Below are 14,326 nucleotides of genomic sequence, written 5' to 3'. Positions count from 1 at the left end.
ACGCGCGTGGCCCACAATTCTGTTTACCTTCCTGAAGATTTTCTTACGCAAATGCGCCAGGCCATGCCGTCGCATCTCTCCTTCGACGACTTTCTTGCCGCCTGTCAGCGCCCGTTGCGCCGCAGCATTCGCGTCAATACCTTAAAGATCAGCGTGACGGATTTTCTGGCGCTGGTGGCCCCGTATGACTGGCATCTGACGCCGGTGCCCTGGTGTGCAGAAGGGTTCTGGATCGAACGGGAAGATGAAGATGCCGTGCCGCTCGGCAGCACTGCGGAACACCTGAGCGGCCTGTTTTATATTCAGGAGGCCAGTTCTATGTTGCCGGTCGCCGCGCTCTTCGCCGGAGATGCACAGCCAACATGCGTGATGGATGTTGCCGCCGCGCCGGGTTCCAAAACGACGCAAATCGCCGCCCGTATGCATAATCGCGGGGCGATCCTCGCCAACGAGTATTCCGCCAGCCGCGTAAAAGTCTTGCATGCCAATATCAGCCGCTGCGGCATTCATAACGTCGCCCTCACCCATTTCGACGGCCGTGTCTTTGGTGCCGCGCTGCCAGAGGCCTTTGATGCCATTTTGCTGGATGCGCCCTGCTCCGGCGAAGGCGTCGTGCGCAAAGATCCTGATGCGCTGAAAAACTGGTCGGTTGTCAGCAATCTGGAGATCGCCGCCACCCAGCGCGAGCTGATAGACAGCGCCTTCCATGCGCTTCGCCCAGGCGGGACGCTGGTGTACTCCACCTGTACGCTGAATACCGATGAAAATGAAGCTATCTGTCAGTGGCTGAAAGCGCGCTACCCGGACGCCGTGGAGTTTGAATCGCTGGCCACGCTGTTTCCCAATGCAGAAGCGGCCCTTACTGCTGAAGGTTTCCTGCACGTATTTCCGCAGATTTACGACTGTGAAGGCTTCTTCGTGGCGCGACTGCGTAAAACGGCCTCCGTGCCGCCTTTACCGGCCCCGACTTACAAAGTGGGTAATTTCCCTTTCGCGCCGATGAAAACCCGCGAGAGCGCGAATGTCGTGCAGGCGGCAGGCCACATCGGGCTGCACTGGGACGAGCAACTGCGGCTGTGGCAGCGCGACAAAGAGATCTGGTTATTCCCGGCGGCCATCGAACCGATGATTGGCAAAGTGCGCTTCTCCCGTCTCGGTATCAAACTTGCCGAGGTGCATAACAAGGGTTTCCGCTGGCAGCACGAGGCGATTATCGCCCTCGCTGGCACTGCTAACCCGCTGGCCTTCGAACTGACGCATCAGGAGGCCGAGGAGTGGTACCGCGGGCGGGATGTCTATCCGCAAACCACACCGCCCCAGGATGATGTGATCGTGACTTTCCAGGGGCAACCGCTGGGGCTGGCAAAAAAAATCGGCTCGCGGCTGAAAAACAGTTATCCCCGTGAACTGGTGCGCGACGGGCGTTTGTTTGCGGCGAAACCGTAGCCTACAGAAAAAATTAAGCACATTCTGACTGGCGTATTTCGTGTATGTGAACCAGGCTAAAAAATGGGTGACTTTACTGGTCGTACCACTATAGCAACGTAACGGAGAGCATTATGACGAAAACCAGCGTGCGAATTGGCACCTTTGAAATCGATGATGCTGAGCTGCAAGGCGAACAGCAGGGCCAACGAACATTGCGCATTCCATGCAGTTCCGACCCGGACCTGTGCATGCAACTTGATGCCTGGGATGCGGATACCAGCATTCCGGCGCTGCTGGATGGCGAACATTCGGTCCTTTACCGCGAACATTACGATGAGCAGTCAGATACCTGGATTATGCGCCTTGCCTGATCCGAAGAACCCGTCTTTGGGACGGGTTATTTACTCCGCTTATTTCCCCCGCTTACGTTCATCCCCTACACTTACCTTACGTTAGCCCGATCTGAGGATGGAATGTTCGCACTGGTTTTATTTGTTTGTTACCTGGATGGTGGGTGTGATGACATTGTGATTGATGTCTTTAACACCGAACAACAGTGCCTGGTGGCCATGGACGAGCAACGTTTGCGGCACGGCGGCTGCTATCCTGTTGAAGATTTCATTGATGGCTTCTGGCGTCCGGCTCAGGAGTACAGCGATTTTTAATGGCTACCCTGCACCTGCTGACGCCTCAGGCAGCGACCAGTGCGCGTTTCTGGCGGCGTCGCAGCCTCTCTGTTATTGTCGTACGGCTGTTAACATTTTTAACAAGGTAGCGGTATGCAAAAGTTTGATGAGTTATGGAGTGCCATTGAAAAGCGGGTGCGTGAGAATAACGATATTCCCTTTGCCGAAATGGAAAACGACGACAGTCACCTGGGGAATGCCACCCGGCAGCGTATCGCACAGATATTCATCCTCGAAGTGCTGCTCGCCCGTCATCGCGATAAATATGCCAGCGTCTACGTGCCGCTGTCCGGCGAAGAAGCGCTGTACCACCTGATTTTTAAGCGCACCGGCTGGAAGCCTTTCGAAATTAAACAGCTATCATTTAACGATGCCATGTTTGTGATCGCTGAATTGTTCCGTGAGGAAAGCCTGCCGGTTGAAGCGCGGGAAATGCTGCTCGCGCAGGGGGTGCGGGATGCCACCTTCCCGGTATTTGATTTTTCAGAAAAAGACTGGTCACCGCGAGAAAACGCCCTCTTCCTGCAACGTTAAAATATCCCTTCTCGCATCGCTGCGGGGAGGGATTATTTATTTGTTTAAACCTCAATTCTTGCCATTGTTTTTTCACGGTCAATATAAATACAGCGGTTCCGTCCGGTTTCTTTGCCGTGATATAACGCTTTATCCGATCTTTCCAGCACTTCGCGTAATGCTTCGTCTTCATTAATTCTGGTCAGTCCGGCAGTAAAGGTGATGGTAATTTTGTGGCCAGAAACGCTCATGATTTTAGTGGCGATCAGTTGGCGGATACGTTCGGCGGCAATACAGGCTTCTTTATGCGTGTCTGCGTGCAAAATAATAATAAATTCTTCGCCGCCATAGCGGTATACCGTCTCGCTTTTTCTGACGTTATCTTCCAGCGTCAGCGCCAGACAACGTAAAACACCATCGCCTACCAAATGCCCGTAGTTATCATTTATTTTTTTGAAATGATCGATGTCGAGTAATAACGCATAAAGTCCGGTCTGACTAAATTGATCCACCATGCCGGCAAAAGATTCATCCAGCGTACGGCGTAACGGCAGCCCCGTCAGCGCATCGTAACTGCTGCGCAACTGCAACAGATGGGTTTTATAGTCCATCAGCGCGGCGTTGAAATCTAACAGCGATGTTTCAAATCGCTCGAAACGCGCAGGTGTTGCCTCGCCACGACGCACCGCCTCCACCAGCGCCCGGCAGGTGAAGTGAATATCGGTATGCGAGCGATCAATATTAAGAAGAAAACTTCTGTCATTGCGTTCTTCCGCCAGCCGTTCATTGAGCCATTGACCAAAATCACAAATCTTATGCGCATCGCAGCAGGTCAGTTCAGGCATTACTGCCGTTTTATTGGTAATAAAATGTAAAACCTTCACCAGCCATTTAAAATGTGCTTCCGATGAATTATTCAGACCAAGAATATCTGAATCAATATAGCTGTGTTTCTGGTTCATATATAACCCTGATAAATGTTTTGCGCGCAGATATGATTTTATAAGCGCGAGAGAATACTACAGATCAATTAAATGAACTTAACCTTCGTGTGCCCCGCTAACATCAGGGTGACTAAGGTATCTCACACAGAGGCCGAAAAGCGCTAAAAAGGGGTTGGATACGCTCCAAAAAACGTTTACCTTGTGACAGTGCGACAGACATCCAGCACTGAACCGGCTGCTGATGTCTAAGTCTCTGATGTGAAAAAGGAATAAAAAAAGACCGAATACGATTCCTGTATTCGGTCCAGGGAAATGGCTCTTGGGAGAGAGCCGTGCGCTAAAAGTTGGCATTAATGCAGGCAAACTACGCCTGGCACTTTAAGAATAGATGACAGCGCCAGCTTTTCCAGTCGCCATCAATGGTGCTCTGGTAAAACCGGTGACAGTCACGTCATAAAAGTAAAAAACCGCAGCACTTTTATATCAGGGCTGCGGTTTTTTTATTGGAAATCAAAAAGATATTTTTGGCATTTAACAGAGTTTTTCAGCGCGTTCGATGAACGGCGCGAGGCTCATTTTCTCACCGCTTTTGTGCGGATTATCGACCTGGATCACACTAATAGAGGTGCCCTTGGCCTGGCCGCTGTCCACCTGCTTTTGCGCCGCGTCATTCAGCGGATATTGCACCAGCGTTGACGGATTTATCGCAAACAGCGCGTGGCCCGGTCGGCAGGTTAACATCACCTCTTCGCGATTAAAGGCCCATTTGTCTTTGCCGACTTCAAAACGGCTTACCGTGATCACTGTCGGGGCGGCCAGCGCCGCGGCGGAACAGGTAAGTAATAACAGAGAGAGAATACTTTTCTTCATTGTCTTCGCCAGTTATTCAAAAAGGTTCAAGCGTTGCGAACAGGCTGACCAGGGCCAGCACCAGCGTTCCCAGGATCACTTCAGCCTGGGTCATGCGAATAAACAGGTTCTGCGCCTGACGGCCATGCGTAGGGAAGCGTGGCACCAGAACATAACGATTCACGACCGCAATTACCAGCATCACCAGCACCAGAGCACATTTGCACAAAAGCAGGCGACCATAATCGCTCTGCCAGGGTAACGCAAGGCCCTGGATCAGCAGCGCATTGAGGACGCCACTGACAATAACCAGTGCCACCGCCAGATGGGTGGCGCGGGAAAAGCGCATCAGCGTAATGATCGCCGCGTCGCGCCGGTGTCCCTCGGCCTGTCGCGTGCAGAAAATGACCGGCAGCAGACCGCCAAACCAGGCCGTCGCACATAGCAGATGCAGGGCATGGGTCGCGCGTTGTGCCATGCCGGTCAATCCGTCGTGCATTGCCGCATGGCCGACCGCGGCCTGCAACAGCAGTTGCGCGATGAGCAGACCCAATAATCGCCCCTGACTGCGCGGCTGCACCAGCACGACGGCCAGCGTCCCCACCGCCAGCAGCATTTGCCACAGCCAGACGCTGCCAAACTGCGTCTGCGCTACCGCCAGCCAGATGTCTGGCCGCAGCGTATCCGGAAAGCCTTCGCCCATCATGCCGCCCTGCACGGCAAACATCAGCAGCGCGCTAATAGCGCTCAGGGTCAGCGTGATGCGTTGCAGACGCTTAAAGCGCTTAGTGATGACCGGTTGCAGCGCGGCAGGCGCCAGCACGGCGCTGAACCAGGCGCTGCCGGTGGCCAGCATCAGGGTCGCAAAATGGATAAATCGCAGCGCGATATAGAGAAATGCCAGCATCGCTTATCTGACGCTGAAGTGATAATTACCCGTGGTTTTGTGTCCGTCTACCGACACAACGTGCCAGTCTACGGTATACTCTCCCGGCGTCAGCGCCTGCTCAATGGGTACTATTAACTGCGTCTTGTCTTTCTCATTGCGCTTCACCGGGCCGGTTTTCACATCCTGCTGTTTTGCCCCGGTAATTTTCACGCCGCTGAATTTTGGCTCTATCCCTTCCGAGAAGTTGAGCGTCAGTGCCTGCGGTGCCGCATCGACGTTAGCATTCGCTGCCGGGTACTGATGTTTCAGGTGAGCATGCGCAAAAACAGCGGGTGCGGTGAGAATTCCGCCCACCAGCACCAGGGCAGAACAGAGACGGGATACCATGAAAGTCATTTATACCATTCCTTTTTGTTATATCTCAGCAACGAGAATAACCCCGATGTATGTATGAGTCGAGTCTGGTTGCTGGCTGGCTTGCCTTTCTGTAGCAGGCTTAGTAAGTTTTGCGCCGAACCCTCAGGAGAAGTCTATGAACAAGAATCTCGCTACCCTTCCTCAGGATGAGATGGATAAAGTGAATGTCGATCTGGCGGCGGCAGGCGTGGCCTTTAAAGAGCGCTATAACATGCCGGTGATTGCCGAAGCGGTAGAGCGCGAGCAGCCTGCGCACCTGCGTGACTGGTTCCGCGAGCGCCTGATTGCCCATCGCCTGGCCTCGGTGTCGCTGTCACGGCTGCCTTATGAGCCGAAAATGAAATAAATGTGCTTCACCAGTTAAGGGAAACCGTCATGTTACGCGTGATAGATACCGAAACCTGCGATTTGCAGGGCGGGATTGTAGAGATAGCCTCCGTCGATATTATTGACGGACAGATAATGAATCCGATGAGCCATCTGGTGCGCCCGGATCGTCCCATCAGCCCACAGGCGATGGCTATCCACCGCATCACGGAAGCGATGGTGGCGGATCAGCCGTGGATTGAAGAGGTGATCCCGCATTATCTGGGCAGTGAATGGTACGTGGCGCATAACGCCAGTTTTGACCGGCGTGTGCTGCCGGAAATGCCCGGAGAATGGATTTGTACTATGAAGCTGGCGCGCCGCCTGTGGCCGGGGATCAAATACAGCAATATGGCGCTGTACAAGTCCCGTAAGCTAAGCGTCCAGACGCCGGCCGGGCTGCATCATCACCGGGCGCTGTATGACTGCTATATCACCGCCGCATTGCTTATCGACATCATGAATACGTCAGGCTGGACGCCGGATCAGATGGCGACCATCACGGGCCGCCCGGCGCTGATGACTACCTTTACCTTTGGTAAATACCGGGGTAAAGCGGTGTCCGAAGTAGCGGAGCGCGATCCGGGCTACCTGCGCTGGCTGTTTAACAACCTGGACCGCATGAGTCCGGAACTGCGTCTGACGCTGAAGCACTACCTTAACGAGCAGTAGCCTGGCGTCCCGGTAAAGTGCCCTGCGCCAGGGCGATGAGAAAGGCATATTCCAGCGCCACCCCTTCATATGACTTGAAGCGGCCTGATTTCCCGCCGTGCCCGGAATCCATATCCGTGCACAGTAACAGCAGGTTATCATCGGTTTTCATCTCACGCAGCCGGGCGACCCATTTTGCCGGCTCCCAGTACTGCACTTGCGAATCATGCAGCCCGGTGGTCACCAGCAGATGCGGATAGGCCTGACGCTGTATGTTGTCATACGGACTGTAGCTTTTCATATAGGTGTAATATTCGGGATCCTGCGGGTTGCCCCACTCCTCAAATTCACCCGTGGTCAACGGGATGGATTCATCCAGCATAGTGGTCAGCACATCGACAAACGGCACCTGGGCTATCACCCCGTGGAACAACCCTGGCCGCTGGTTAATGACCACGCCCATTAACATGCCCCCCGCACTGCCGCCCATGCCATAACAATAGCGCGGTGATCCATAGCCCTGCGCAAGCAGCGCATCACAGACGTCAATGTAATCGTTGAAGGTATTTTTCTTGTGCAGGAATTTACCGTCTTCATACCACGACTGCCCCAGTTCACCGCCGCCACGCACGTGAGCGATAGCGTAGACAAAGCCGCGATCCAGCAGGCTCAGACGACTGCTGCTGAAATCCGCGTCCATACTGGAGCCGTACGAGCCGTAACCGTAAATCAGGATCGGGTTCTGCCCTTTGCGAAAATGCTTACGGTGATAAACCAGCGATACCGGCACTTCAACGCCGTCGCGGGCTTTGACCCACAGGTGTTCGCTGCGGTAGTCGCTGGCCTCAAATCCGTGAACTTCCGTCTGCTTAAGGACGCGCCGTTCGCCGGTATCCATGTCCAGCTCAAACAGCGTGTCCGGTGTAGTGAGGGATGAATAGCCATAACGCAGGCGTGAAGTTTCCGGCTCCGGGTTATACGCAAGCCAGGTGACGTAGGCCGGATCGTCAAAGGCAATGCCGGTGACTTCACGGGTTTTACGGTTGATCTGCCGCAGACTGGTCAGCCCCCGCTGGCGCTCTTCCACCACCAGCCAGTCGGTGAACAGGGTAAACCCCTCCAGCATAATGGCGTCCCGCGGCGGGATCAGCACTTCCCATTTATTCTCGCTGCGCACTTTGGTGCGATAAAGACCGAAGTTTTTGCCTTCCCGGTTAGAGCGCAGATAAAAGGTGTGCTGATAATGATCGAGATTGTACTCATGATCTTTACGGCGCGGCAGGAAGCGCAGCGGCTGGGCGTCCGGCAGCTCCGCGTCCAGCAGTAATGATTCGCTGGTGGTGGCGCTTGACAGCGAGATCACCACATAGTGCTGTGAGGTGGTTTTGTGCAGGCTGACGTAAAAGGTATCGTCCTGCTCTTCATAGACCAGCTCATCCTGACAGACGGGGGAACCGACGGTATGCCGCCAGACCTGATACGGCAGCAGCGTGGTCGGATGTTTTCGCACGTAGTACAGCGTTTCTGAGTCATTGACCCACACAAAGTCCGGCGTGACGTTGGCGAGCATCTCCGGATACCAGTTGCCGGTCTGCAGATTGCGAAAGCGAATACCATACTGGCGACGCGAAAGGTAATCTTCCGCCAGCGCCATAATGTTGTTATCCGGCGAGATCGCCAGCCCGCCGAGCGTATAGAACTCACTGTGTGCAGCGCGTTGGTTGGCATCCAGCAACACCTGCCACTCATCCCATTCGGAACTAAGTACCGACTGACGCTGATAGATGGCGTATTCACAGCCGGGTTCGTAGACATGGCGGTAACGGTAGCCATTGCGGGTAAATGGCGCGGAGACTTCACGCTGGGGGATACGATCGACGATTTCGGCCAGCAGGCGATCCTGCAATGCCTGCTGAGACGCCATGACCTCACGGCCATAGTCGTTTTCCTGATGGAGATAATCCAGCACCTCGGGCTGCGAGCGTGAATCATCCCGCAGCCAGTAGTAATCGTCGATGCGTGTGTCGCCATGCGCGGTCATGGCGTGGGGAATTTTTCTGGCTTTTGGTGGCATAGATAGCATCTGTCTTTTGCAGTTTACACCCTATAAGGGTGGCAAAAGACGCGCATGTTGCAAGCGTAGCGGGCCACCGGGGCGCAAAGCGTTAGCCGGGAAGCGCCTGTTTTTGCGCTTTCAGATCCTGTTCAATCCCTTCACGAACGTCCTGGGGGATCTTCAGGGCATCGCCCAGCGCGTTAAGATAGCTGCGTTCCATAAAGTGGTCGACATCAATCGCCGCACAGCTCAGGAAATAGACTTCCAGCGCTTCCTCTTCATTTTTGATACCACGCGCCAGCCGTTCCGGATCCAGCGGCTGTTCGATGGCCTGGGTAACCAGCGCTCTGCCCTGCTCCTCAACGCCCGCTTCACGCATCTGCGCGTCGATGGCGGCCCGTTCTTTGTCGTCGATGTGCCCGTCGCTTTTCGCGGCGAACACCAGCGCGAGGAGCAGACGTTCAGTACGCACGTCCAGCGGCGAGGTTTGCATGCCGAACTGCGGCTCATCCTGATGGGCCGCTCGCACTTTATCTTTATATTTGTTCCACAGCACACTTCCGGCGACAGCACCGCCGCCCACCAGCAGCGCGCTGGTACCGTATTTAGTTAACAGCTTGCGGGACGATTTGCTGGCGACCAGCAGCCCCGCCAGACCGCCAAGCGCGCCGGGCAGCATTTTGCTGTAGCCCTGATCGCCCGATGACGACATCGACGCGCCTTTTTGCTTGAGCAGCGACTGTAATTGATCCATCCAGTTAGCCATGATTCCCCTCGAATAGCTGATAATAATTGCCACAGCGTAAGCGAGGGGTTGTCAGGAAACGTCTAAATCAGCAAAAGATGCGCAAATTAACGGGCGTTATTGCGCCTGATAATCTGCCTGCCCGGCTTTGCAGTCCACCTTCACGCGATAGTGAATATCGGCGCTTTTACCGCGCACGGTAAGCGGTACATTCCAGACATCGTCCTTGCCGGAAACCTCTTTGACGTTAATCCACGCCACCGGATCCGCCTGCCCGAGTTTTTCCTGATCGTCCGCCCAGCGCGCAATGCGATTTTGCAAATAGTCGCGCTTCACGGCAGCGGCAATGCCATCTTCCTTCAGCCCTTCGCATCCCGGAAAGTTCACCGTTTTGTCGTTCGCTGCCTGCGCCGTAACGCTGCCTGCCAGCAATACCAGACCGAATACTACCCCTGCTGTTTTCATGCTTTTCTCCTGTGAGTCTAACCCACTCAAAGCATGGTACAAATTACCGGCAGTGCAAGCGCGGATCAGGCCGCTTTTGTGCGTTTTGGTGTCGGAATATCCGTAACGTTTTCGTCAGCCGCTGCCTCGTCGTTGTGCAGCTTGCCGGATTTAAGGATGGCGTTCAGCGTGTCTTTTTGTTCCGCCATCCACATCCCCAATTGCTCACGCTGATCGTCGTCAAGGGTTACCGGCCCCTGCTCCAGCCAGCTCTCCAGCACTTCCGCCAGATCGAGCATTTTGTCATAAGCATCGGCTTCCTTTTTGCTGGCAAAAGACATTTTTTCCTCACCTTCACGAATGACTACGTATTTAACTTCAACCGCCATGATGCAGCCTCCCATTACTGGTTATTTATACAGTGCATGATAACTGAACGCCCGGCTTATGGCAAGCCGGGATGGAAGGAAAGGTCGCGGCTTTGTCATCAGGATGACGCACGCAAACGATTTCGTTTATACTGCAGCCAACTTTTTTAACGGTAGAATTGCTATGACTTTATTAGGTACTGCGCTGCGCCCCGCAGCCACACGCGTAATGTTACTGGGTTCCGGTGAACTGGGAAAAGAGGTGGCGATTGAATGCCAGCGGCTGGGCATCGAGGTGATTGCCGTAGACCGTTATGCCGATGCCCCCGCCATGCACGTCGCTCATCGCGCCCATGTGATTAATATGCTGGACGGCGCGGCGTTAAAGGCGCTGGTCGCGCAGGAACAACCGAACTTTATCGTGCCGGAAATCGAAGCTATCGCCACCGATATGCTGGTGGAGCTTGAAGCCCAGGGGCAGCGCGTGGTGCCCTGCGCCCGGGCGGCACAGTTAACCATGGATCGCGAAGGCATTCGTCGCCTGGCGGCAGAAACGTTAAAACTGCCGACCTCCCGCTATCGTTTTGCCGATAGTGAAGCCGCGTTTCTGGAAGCCGTAAACGAGATCGGCCTGCCGTGCATCATCAAACCGGTAATGAGCTCCTCCGGTAAAGGCCAGAGCCTGATCCGCCGCGCCGATCAGCTTGCCGATGCCTGGGCTTATGCCCAACGGGGTGGACGCGCGGGCGCGGGGCGGGTGATTGTCGAAGGTGTAGTGGATTTTGATTTTGAAATTACCCTGCTGACGGTGAGCGCCGTGGATGGCGTCCACTTCTGTGCGCCGATTGGTCATCGTCAGGAAGATGGCGACTATCGCGAGTCCTGGCAGCCACAGCAGATGAGCGACCTGGCGCAGCAACGCGCCGAAGCCGTGGCGCGCGAGGTGGTGCTGGCGCTGGGCGGCTACGGATTGTTTGGCGTCGAGCTGTTTGTCTGCGGCGATGAGGTGATTTTCAGCGAAGTGTCACCGCGTCCACACGATACTGGCATGGTCACGCTGATTTCGCAGGAGCTCTCTGAGTTTGCCCTGCACGTCCGCGCGTTTCTTGGTTTGCCGGTTGGCGGCATTCGTCAGTATGGCCCGTCAGCCTCGGCGGTGATCCTGCCCACGCTGTCCAGCCAGAATATCACCTTTGATAACGTTGACGCCGCCACGGGCGCAGGGTTGCAGGTGCGTTTGTTTGGCAAACCGGACATTGACGGTTCGCGTCGTTTAGGCGTGGTATTAGCGACGGCGGAGAATGTGGATGATGCGGTGGCGCGTGCCAAAACAGCAGCAGCGGGTGTGACGGTGAAAGGATAACGTGTCTGTATGCCCGGCAGCTTGCGCCGCCGGGCCTAACGCTCTATTACAGCGCAGCACCTTCAACGGCTTCGCGTGCAAGTTTGGTGATGCGATCGTAATCACCGGCTTCCAGCGCGTCCGCCGGCACCAGCCAGGAACCACCAATACAGAGCACGCTTTTCAGCGCCAGGTAGTCACGGTAGTTGGCCGGAGAGATGCCGCCAGTCGGGCAGAAACGTACCTGCGAGAACGGCCCTGCAATAGCCTGCAGCGCTTTGGTGCCGCCGTTCGCTTCTGCCGGGAAGAATTTAAATTCTTTCAGACCATAATCCAGACCCAGCATCAGTTCGGACACGGTGCTGATACCCGGGATCAGCGGGATAGAGCCTTCGGTAGCCGCTTTCAGCAGCGGTTCTGTCAGACCTGGGCTGATGGCAAACTGCGCGCCAGCTGCCGTCACTTCCGCCAGCTGCGCCGGGTTCAGTACGGTGCCTGCGCCGATGATAGCGTCCGGGACTTCTTTGGCGATGGCGCGGATAGCGTCCATGGCGCAGTCGGTACGCAGCGTCACTTCCAGCACGCGCACGCCACCGGCTACCAGCGCTTTCGCCATCGGTACCGCGTGTTCCAGTTTATTAATCACGATCACCGGCACTACCGGGCCCGTTTTCAGGATTGCTTCTGCACTCGTTTTCCAGTTTTTCATCAGAGTTTTTTCTCTCGCCAGATCTACAATTTTTAAGTCTTAGAAAGTGATACAGGTCGCGCCCTGCTCCGCACCGGAGAGATTCTCGCGCAATGCGCTGAACATCTCGCGCCCTGTTCCCACACGCGACGCGCGAAGGTCAGGAATGTGTGGCTGACGTGCGGCCAGTTCATTCTCATCCACCAGCAGAGTTAATTCCCCCGTCTGTCCATTCACGCGGATGAGGTCGCCATCACGTACTTTTGCCAGCAATCCGCCATCGTAGGCTTCCGGGGTGACATGAATTGCTGACGGCACTTTACCTGATGCACCAGAGAGCCGTCCATCAGTAACTAACGCAATTTTGAAACGGCGGTCCAATAATACACCAAGTGGTGGCATCAGTTTATGTAATTCTGGCATCCCGTTGGCTTTTGGCCCCTGATGACGGACAACCACCACGCAGTCACGATCCAGTAAACCGGCTTCAAACGCGGGCAGCACGTCGTGCTGGCTTTCGAAAACAACAGCCGGGGCTTCGATGATCTGATTTTCCAGCGGCACAGCGGAGGTTTTCATCACCGCGCGGCCCAGGTTACCGCTCAGCACTTTGGTGCCGCCGTGGTGAGAGAAGGGTTTGTCGATGGTGGCGATCACGTTTTCATCCAGCGAGGCGCTGGCCCCGTCGCGCCAGTCCAGCTCGCCATTGTTCAGCCACGGCTCCATGGTGTAACGGGACAGACCGAAACCGGCAACGGTATTCACATCTTCATGCAGCAGGCCGCCTTTCAACAGTTCGCGCATCAGCAGCGGCACACCGCCCGCCGCCTGGAAGTGGTTAATATCCGCCGGGCCGTTCGGGTAGAGGCGCGCCAGCAGCGGCACGATGTCAGAGAGGTCGGAGAAATCATCCCAGTTGATGATAATGCCAGCCGCGCGCGCCATCGCCACCAGGTGCATGGTGTGGTTGGTGGAGCCGCCGGTCGCCAGCAGCGCCACGATGCCATTGACCACCACTTTCTCGTCGATCATTTTGCCGAGCGGCATCCATTCGTTTCCGTTGCCGGTCAGACGAGTGACCTGACGTGCAGCGGCGGCGGTCAGCGCTTCACGCAGCGGCGCGTCCGGATGCACGAACGAGGAGCCCGGCAGCTGCATGCCCATAAACTCTACCACCATCTGGTTAGTGTTGGCGGTGCCGTAAAAAGTACAGGTACCCGGCGCGTGATAGGACGCGGCTTCGGATTCCAGCAGCGCCATGCGATCCACTTTGCCTTCGGCGTACAGCTGACGAATACGGACTTTCTCTTTGTTCGGCAGACCGCTGCTCATCGGGCCAGACGGCACAAAAATAGCCGGCAGATGCCCAAACGACAGCGCCGCCATCGCAAGGCCGGGAACGATCTTATCGCAGACGCCCAGATAGAGCGCGCCGTCAAACATATTGTGCGACAGCCCTACCGCCGCCGACATGGCGATCACTTCGCGGCTCAGCAGCGACAGTTCCATGCCGTCCTGGCCCTGGGTAACGCCATCGCACATCGCCGGGACCCCGCCCGCCACCTGGCCGACGGCGTTCACGCTATGCAGCGCTTTACGGATGACATCCGGATATTTTTCATAGGGCTGATGCGCGGAAAGCATGTCGTTATAAGAGGTAATGATGGCGATATTGTTGCGCAGCATGCTTTTCAGCGACGCTTTATCGTCCGGCTGACAGGCGGCAAAACCGTGCGCCAGATTGCCACAGGCCAGTGATGAACGGTGCACCGTGTCGCTTTTCGCCTGCTCGATGCGGGCAAGGTAAGCAGCACGCGTCTCGCGGGAACGTTCAATAATTCGCTCCGTTACCCGTAACATTTTTGCATTCATAGAAACTCCTGAAGTTATCTGTCATGGGCGGGGGTGAACATTCGATATGTTCCGGCAATAATAACGCT

At 55.6% G+C, this 14,326-nt stretch carries 17 protein-coding genes; 7 read left to right on the top strand and 10 right to left on the bottom strand.

Features of this window, described 5'->3' with window-relative positions:
- Positions 1 to 6 precede the first annotated feature (6 nt).
- From rsmF to KW828_RS07595, 4 genes are all read left to right on the top strand, one after another.
- Positions 7 to 1,446 (top strand): 16S rRNA (cytosine(1407)-C(5))-methyltransferase RsmF, encoded by a 1,440-nt coding sequence (rsmF, locus tag KW828_RS07610; RefSeq protein ID WP_218335815.1) that lies wholly within the window; start codon positions 7 to 9, stop codon positions 1,444 to 1,446.
- Positions 1,447 to 1,559: 113 nt separating this feature from the next.
- Positions 1,560 to 1,799 (top strand): YebV family protein, encoded by a 240-nt coding sequence (locus KW828_RS07605; RefSeq protein ID WP_218335814.1) that lies wholly within the window; start codon positions 1,560 to 1,562, stop codon positions 1,797 to 1,799.
- Positions 1,800 to 1,901: 102 nt separating this feature from the next.
- Positions 1,902 to 2,093: a YebW family protein gene (locus KW828_RS07600; protein WP_218335813.1), complete on the top strand. Its 192-nt coding sequence runs from the start codon at positions 1,902 to 1,904 to the stop codon at positions 2,091 to 2,093.
- A gap of 114 nt (positions 2,094 to 2,207) precedes the next feature.
- Positions 2,208 to 2,648, top strand: a complete 441-nt coding sequence (locus KW828_RS07595; RefSeq protein WP_218335812.1) for a hypothetical protein — start codon at positions 2,208 to 2,210, stop codon at positions 2,646 to 2,648.
- Between the two features lie 44 nt (positions 2,649 to 2,692).
- On the opposite strand, the gene KW828_RS07590 is transcribed toward KW828_RS07595, so the two are convergent.
- The 4 genes from KW828_RS07590 to yobA all read right to left on the bottom strand — a co-directional run bounded on the left by KW828_RS07590 (position 2,693) and on the right by yobA (position 5,705).
- Positions 2,693 to 3,589, bottom strand: coding sequence for a diguanylate cyclase (locus KW828_RS07590; RefSeq protein ID WP_218335811.1), 897 nt, complete (start codon positions 3,587 to 3,589; stop codon positions 2,693 to 2,695).
- Between the two features lie 513 nt (positions 3,590 to 4,102).
- Complete coding sequence (locus tag KW828_RS07585) at positions 4,103 to 4,441, bottom strand: YebY family protein (RefSeq protein WP_088218766.1); 339 nt, start codon at positions 4,439 to 4,441, stop codon at positions 4,103 to 4,105.
- Positions 4,442 to 4,457: 16 nt separating this feature from the next.
- A complete protein-coding gene (gene copD, locus KW828_RS07580) occupies positions 4,458 to 5,327 on the bottom strand; it encodes a copper homeostasis membrane protein CopD (RefSeq protein WP_218335810.1) in 870 nt (289 codons plus the stop codon).
- A 3-nt stretch (positions 5,328 to 5,330) separates the two neighbouring features.
- Complete coding sequence (yobA, locus tag KW828_RS07575) at positions 5,331 to 5,705, bottom strand: CopC domain-containing protein YobA (RefSeq protein WP_218335809.1); 375 nt, start codon at positions 5,703 to 5,705, stop codon at positions 5,331 to 5,333.
- Positions 5,706 to 5,841: 136 nt separating this feature from the next.
- Here yobA and KW828_RS07570 point away from each other — a divergent pair, with 136 nt between their 5' ends.
- The gene (locus KW828_RS07570; protein ID WP_072568775.1) at positions 5,842 to 6,072 is read left to right on the top strand and encodes a DNA polymerase III subunit theta; all 231 of its coding nucleotides are present in this window, start codon (positions 5,842 to 5,844) and stop codon (positions 6,070 to 6,072) included.
- 29 nt (positions 6,073 to 6,101) lie between these two features.
- The gene (gene exoX, locus KW828_RS07565; protein WP_218335808.1) at positions 6,102 to 6,764 is read left to right on the top strand and encodes an exodeoxyribonuclease X; all 663 of its coding nucleotides are present in this window, start codon (positions 6,102 to 6,104) and stop codon (positions 6,762 to 6,764) included.
- On the opposite strand, the gene ptrB is transcribed toward exoX, so the two are convergent.
- The 4 genes from ptrB to KW828_RS07545 form a co-directional block, all read right to left on the bottom strand.
- Positions 6,751 to 8,817 (bottom strand): oligopeptidase B, encoded by a 2,067-nt coding sequence (gene ptrB, locus KW828_RS07560; RefSeq protein WP_218335807.1) that lies wholly within the window; start codon positions 8,815 to 8,817, stop codon positions 6,751 to 6,753. The genes exoX and ptrB overlap by 14 nt on opposite strands.
- A gap of 91 nt (positions 8,818 to 8,908) precedes the next feature.
- Complete coding sequence (locus tag KW828_RS07555) at positions 8,909 to 9,565, bottom strand: tellurite resistance TerB family protein (RefSeq protein ID WP_218335806.1); 657 nt, start codon at positions 9,563 to 9,565, stop codon at positions 8,909 to 8,911.
- 96 nt (positions 9,566 to 9,661) lie between these two features.
- Positions 9,662 to 10,009, bottom strand: coding sequence for a protein YebF (gene yebF, locus KW828_RS07550; RefSeq protein WP_218335805.1), 348 nt, complete (start codon positions 10,007 to 10,009; stop codon positions 9,662 to 9,664).
- 65 nt (positions 10,010 to 10,074) lie between these two features.
- On the bottom strand, positions 10,075 to 10,377 hold the full coding sequence (locus tag KW828_RS07545; protein ID WP_218335804.1) for a YebG family protein: 303 nt from the start codon (positions 10,375 to 10,377) through the stop codon (positions 10,075 to 10,077).
- 163 nt (positions 10,378 to 10,540) lie between these two features.
- Here KW828_RS07545 and purT point away from each other — a divergent pair, with 163 nt between their 5' ends.
- On the top strand, positions 10,541 to 11,719 hold the full coding sequence (gene purT, locus KW828_RS07540; protein ID WP_218335803.1) for a formate-dependent phosphoribosylglycinamide formyltransferase: 1,179 nt from the start codon (positions 10,541 to 10,543) through the stop codon (positions 11,717 to 11,719).
- A gap of 46 nt (positions 11,720 to 11,765) precedes the next feature.
- Here the strand turns inward: purT and KW828_RS07535 are convergent, their stop codons facing one another.
- Both KW828_RS07535 and edd read right to left on the bottom strand, forming a co-directional pair.
- Positions 11,766 to 12,407, bottom strand: a complete 642-nt coding sequence (locus KW828_RS07535; protein WP_218335802.1) for a bifunctional 4-hydroxy-2-oxoglutarate aldolase/2-dehydro-3-deoxy-phosphogluconate aldolase — start codon at positions 12,405 to 12,407, stop codon at positions 11,766 to 11,768.
- A gap of 39 nt (positions 12,408 to 12,446) precedes the next feature.
- Positions 12,447 to 14,258 (bottom strand): phosphogluconate dehydratase, encoded by a 1,812-nt coding sequence (gene edd / locus KW828_RS07530; protein ID WP_218335801.1) that lies wholly within the window; start codon positions 14,256 to 14,258, stop codon positions 12,447 to 12,449.
- Positions 14,259 to 14,326 lie beyond the last annotated feature (68 nt).

The organism is Enterobacter sp. ENT03 (genome assembly GCF_019218745.1).
Taxonomy (GTDB): domain Bacteria; phylum Pseudomonadota; class Gammaproteobacteria; order Enterobacterales; family Enterobacteriaceae; genus Enterobacter_D.
This window is presented reverse-complemented; position numbering and strand designations above follow the sequence as displayed.

What these genes read in the sequence shown, in the direction of transcription:
- KW828_RS07605 (WP_218335814.1), top strand. Translation starts at nt 1,560, where the DNA reads ATGACGAAAACCAGCGTGCGAATTGGCACCTTTGAAATCGATGATGCT.
- KW828_RS07600 (WP_218335813.1), top strand. Translation starts at nt 1,902, where the DNA reads ATGTTCGCACTGGTTTTATTTGTTTGTTACCTGGATGGTGGGTGTGAT.
- KW828_RS07595 (WP_218335812.1), top strand. Translation starts at nt 2,208, where the DNA reads ATGCAAAAGTTTGATGAGTTATGGAGTGCCATTGAAAAGCGGGTGCGT.
- KW828_RS07590 (WP_218335811.1), bottom strand. Translation starts at nt 3,589, where the DNA reads ATGAACCAGAAACACAGCTATATTGATTCAGATATTCTTGGTCTGAAT.
- KW828_RS07585 (WP_088218766.1), bottom strand. Translation starts at nt 4,441, where the DNA reads ATGAAGAAAAGTATTCTCTCTCTGTTATTACTTACCTGTTCCGCCGCG.
- copD (WP_218335810.1), bottom strand. Translation starts at nt 5,327, where the DNA reads ATGCTGGCATTTCTCTATATCGCGCTGCGATTTATCCATTTTGCGACC.
- yobA (WP_218335809.1), bottom strand. Translation starts at nt 5,705, where the DNA reads ATGACTTTCATGGTATCCCGTCTCTGTTCTGCCCTGGTGCTGGTGGGC.
- KW828_RS07570 (WP_072568775.1), top strand. Translation starts at nt 5,842, where the DNA reads ATGAACAAGAATCTCGCTACCCTTCCTCAGGATGAGATGGATAAAGTG.
- exoX (WP_218335808.1), top strand. Translation starts at nt 6,102, where the DNA reads ATGTTACGCGTGATAGATACCGAAACCTGCGATTTGCAGGGCGGGATT.
- ptrB (WP_218335807.1), bottom strand. Translation starts at nt 8,817, where the DNA reads ATGCCACCAAAAGCCAGAAAAATTCCCCACGCCATGACCGCGCATGGC.
- KW828_RS07555 (WP_218335806.1), bottom strand. Translation starts at nt 9,565, where the DNA reads ATGGCTAACTGGATGGATCAATTACAGTCGCTGCTCAAGCAAAAAGGC.
- yebF (WP_218335805.1), bottom strand. Translation starts at nt 10,009, where the DNA reads ATGAAAACAGCAGGGGTAGTATTCGGTCTGGTATTGCTGGCAGGCAGC.
- KW828_RS07545 (WP_218335804.1), bottom strand. Translation starts at nt 10,377, where the DNA reads ATGGCGGTTGAAGTTAAATACGTAGTCATTCGTGAAGGTGAGGAAAAA.
- purT (WP_218335803.1), top strand. Translation starts at nt 10,541, where the DNA reads ATGACTTTATTAGGTACTGCGCTGCGCCCCGCAGCCACACGCGTAATG.
- KW828_RS07535 (WP_218335802.1), bottom strand. Translation starts at nt 12,407, where the DNA reads ATGAAAAACTGGAAAACGAGTGCAGAAGCAATCCTGAAAACGGGCCCG.
- edd (WP_218335801.1), bottom strand. Translation starts at nt 14,258, where the DNA reads ATGAATGCAAAAATGTTACGGGTAACGGAGCGAATTATTGAACGTTCC.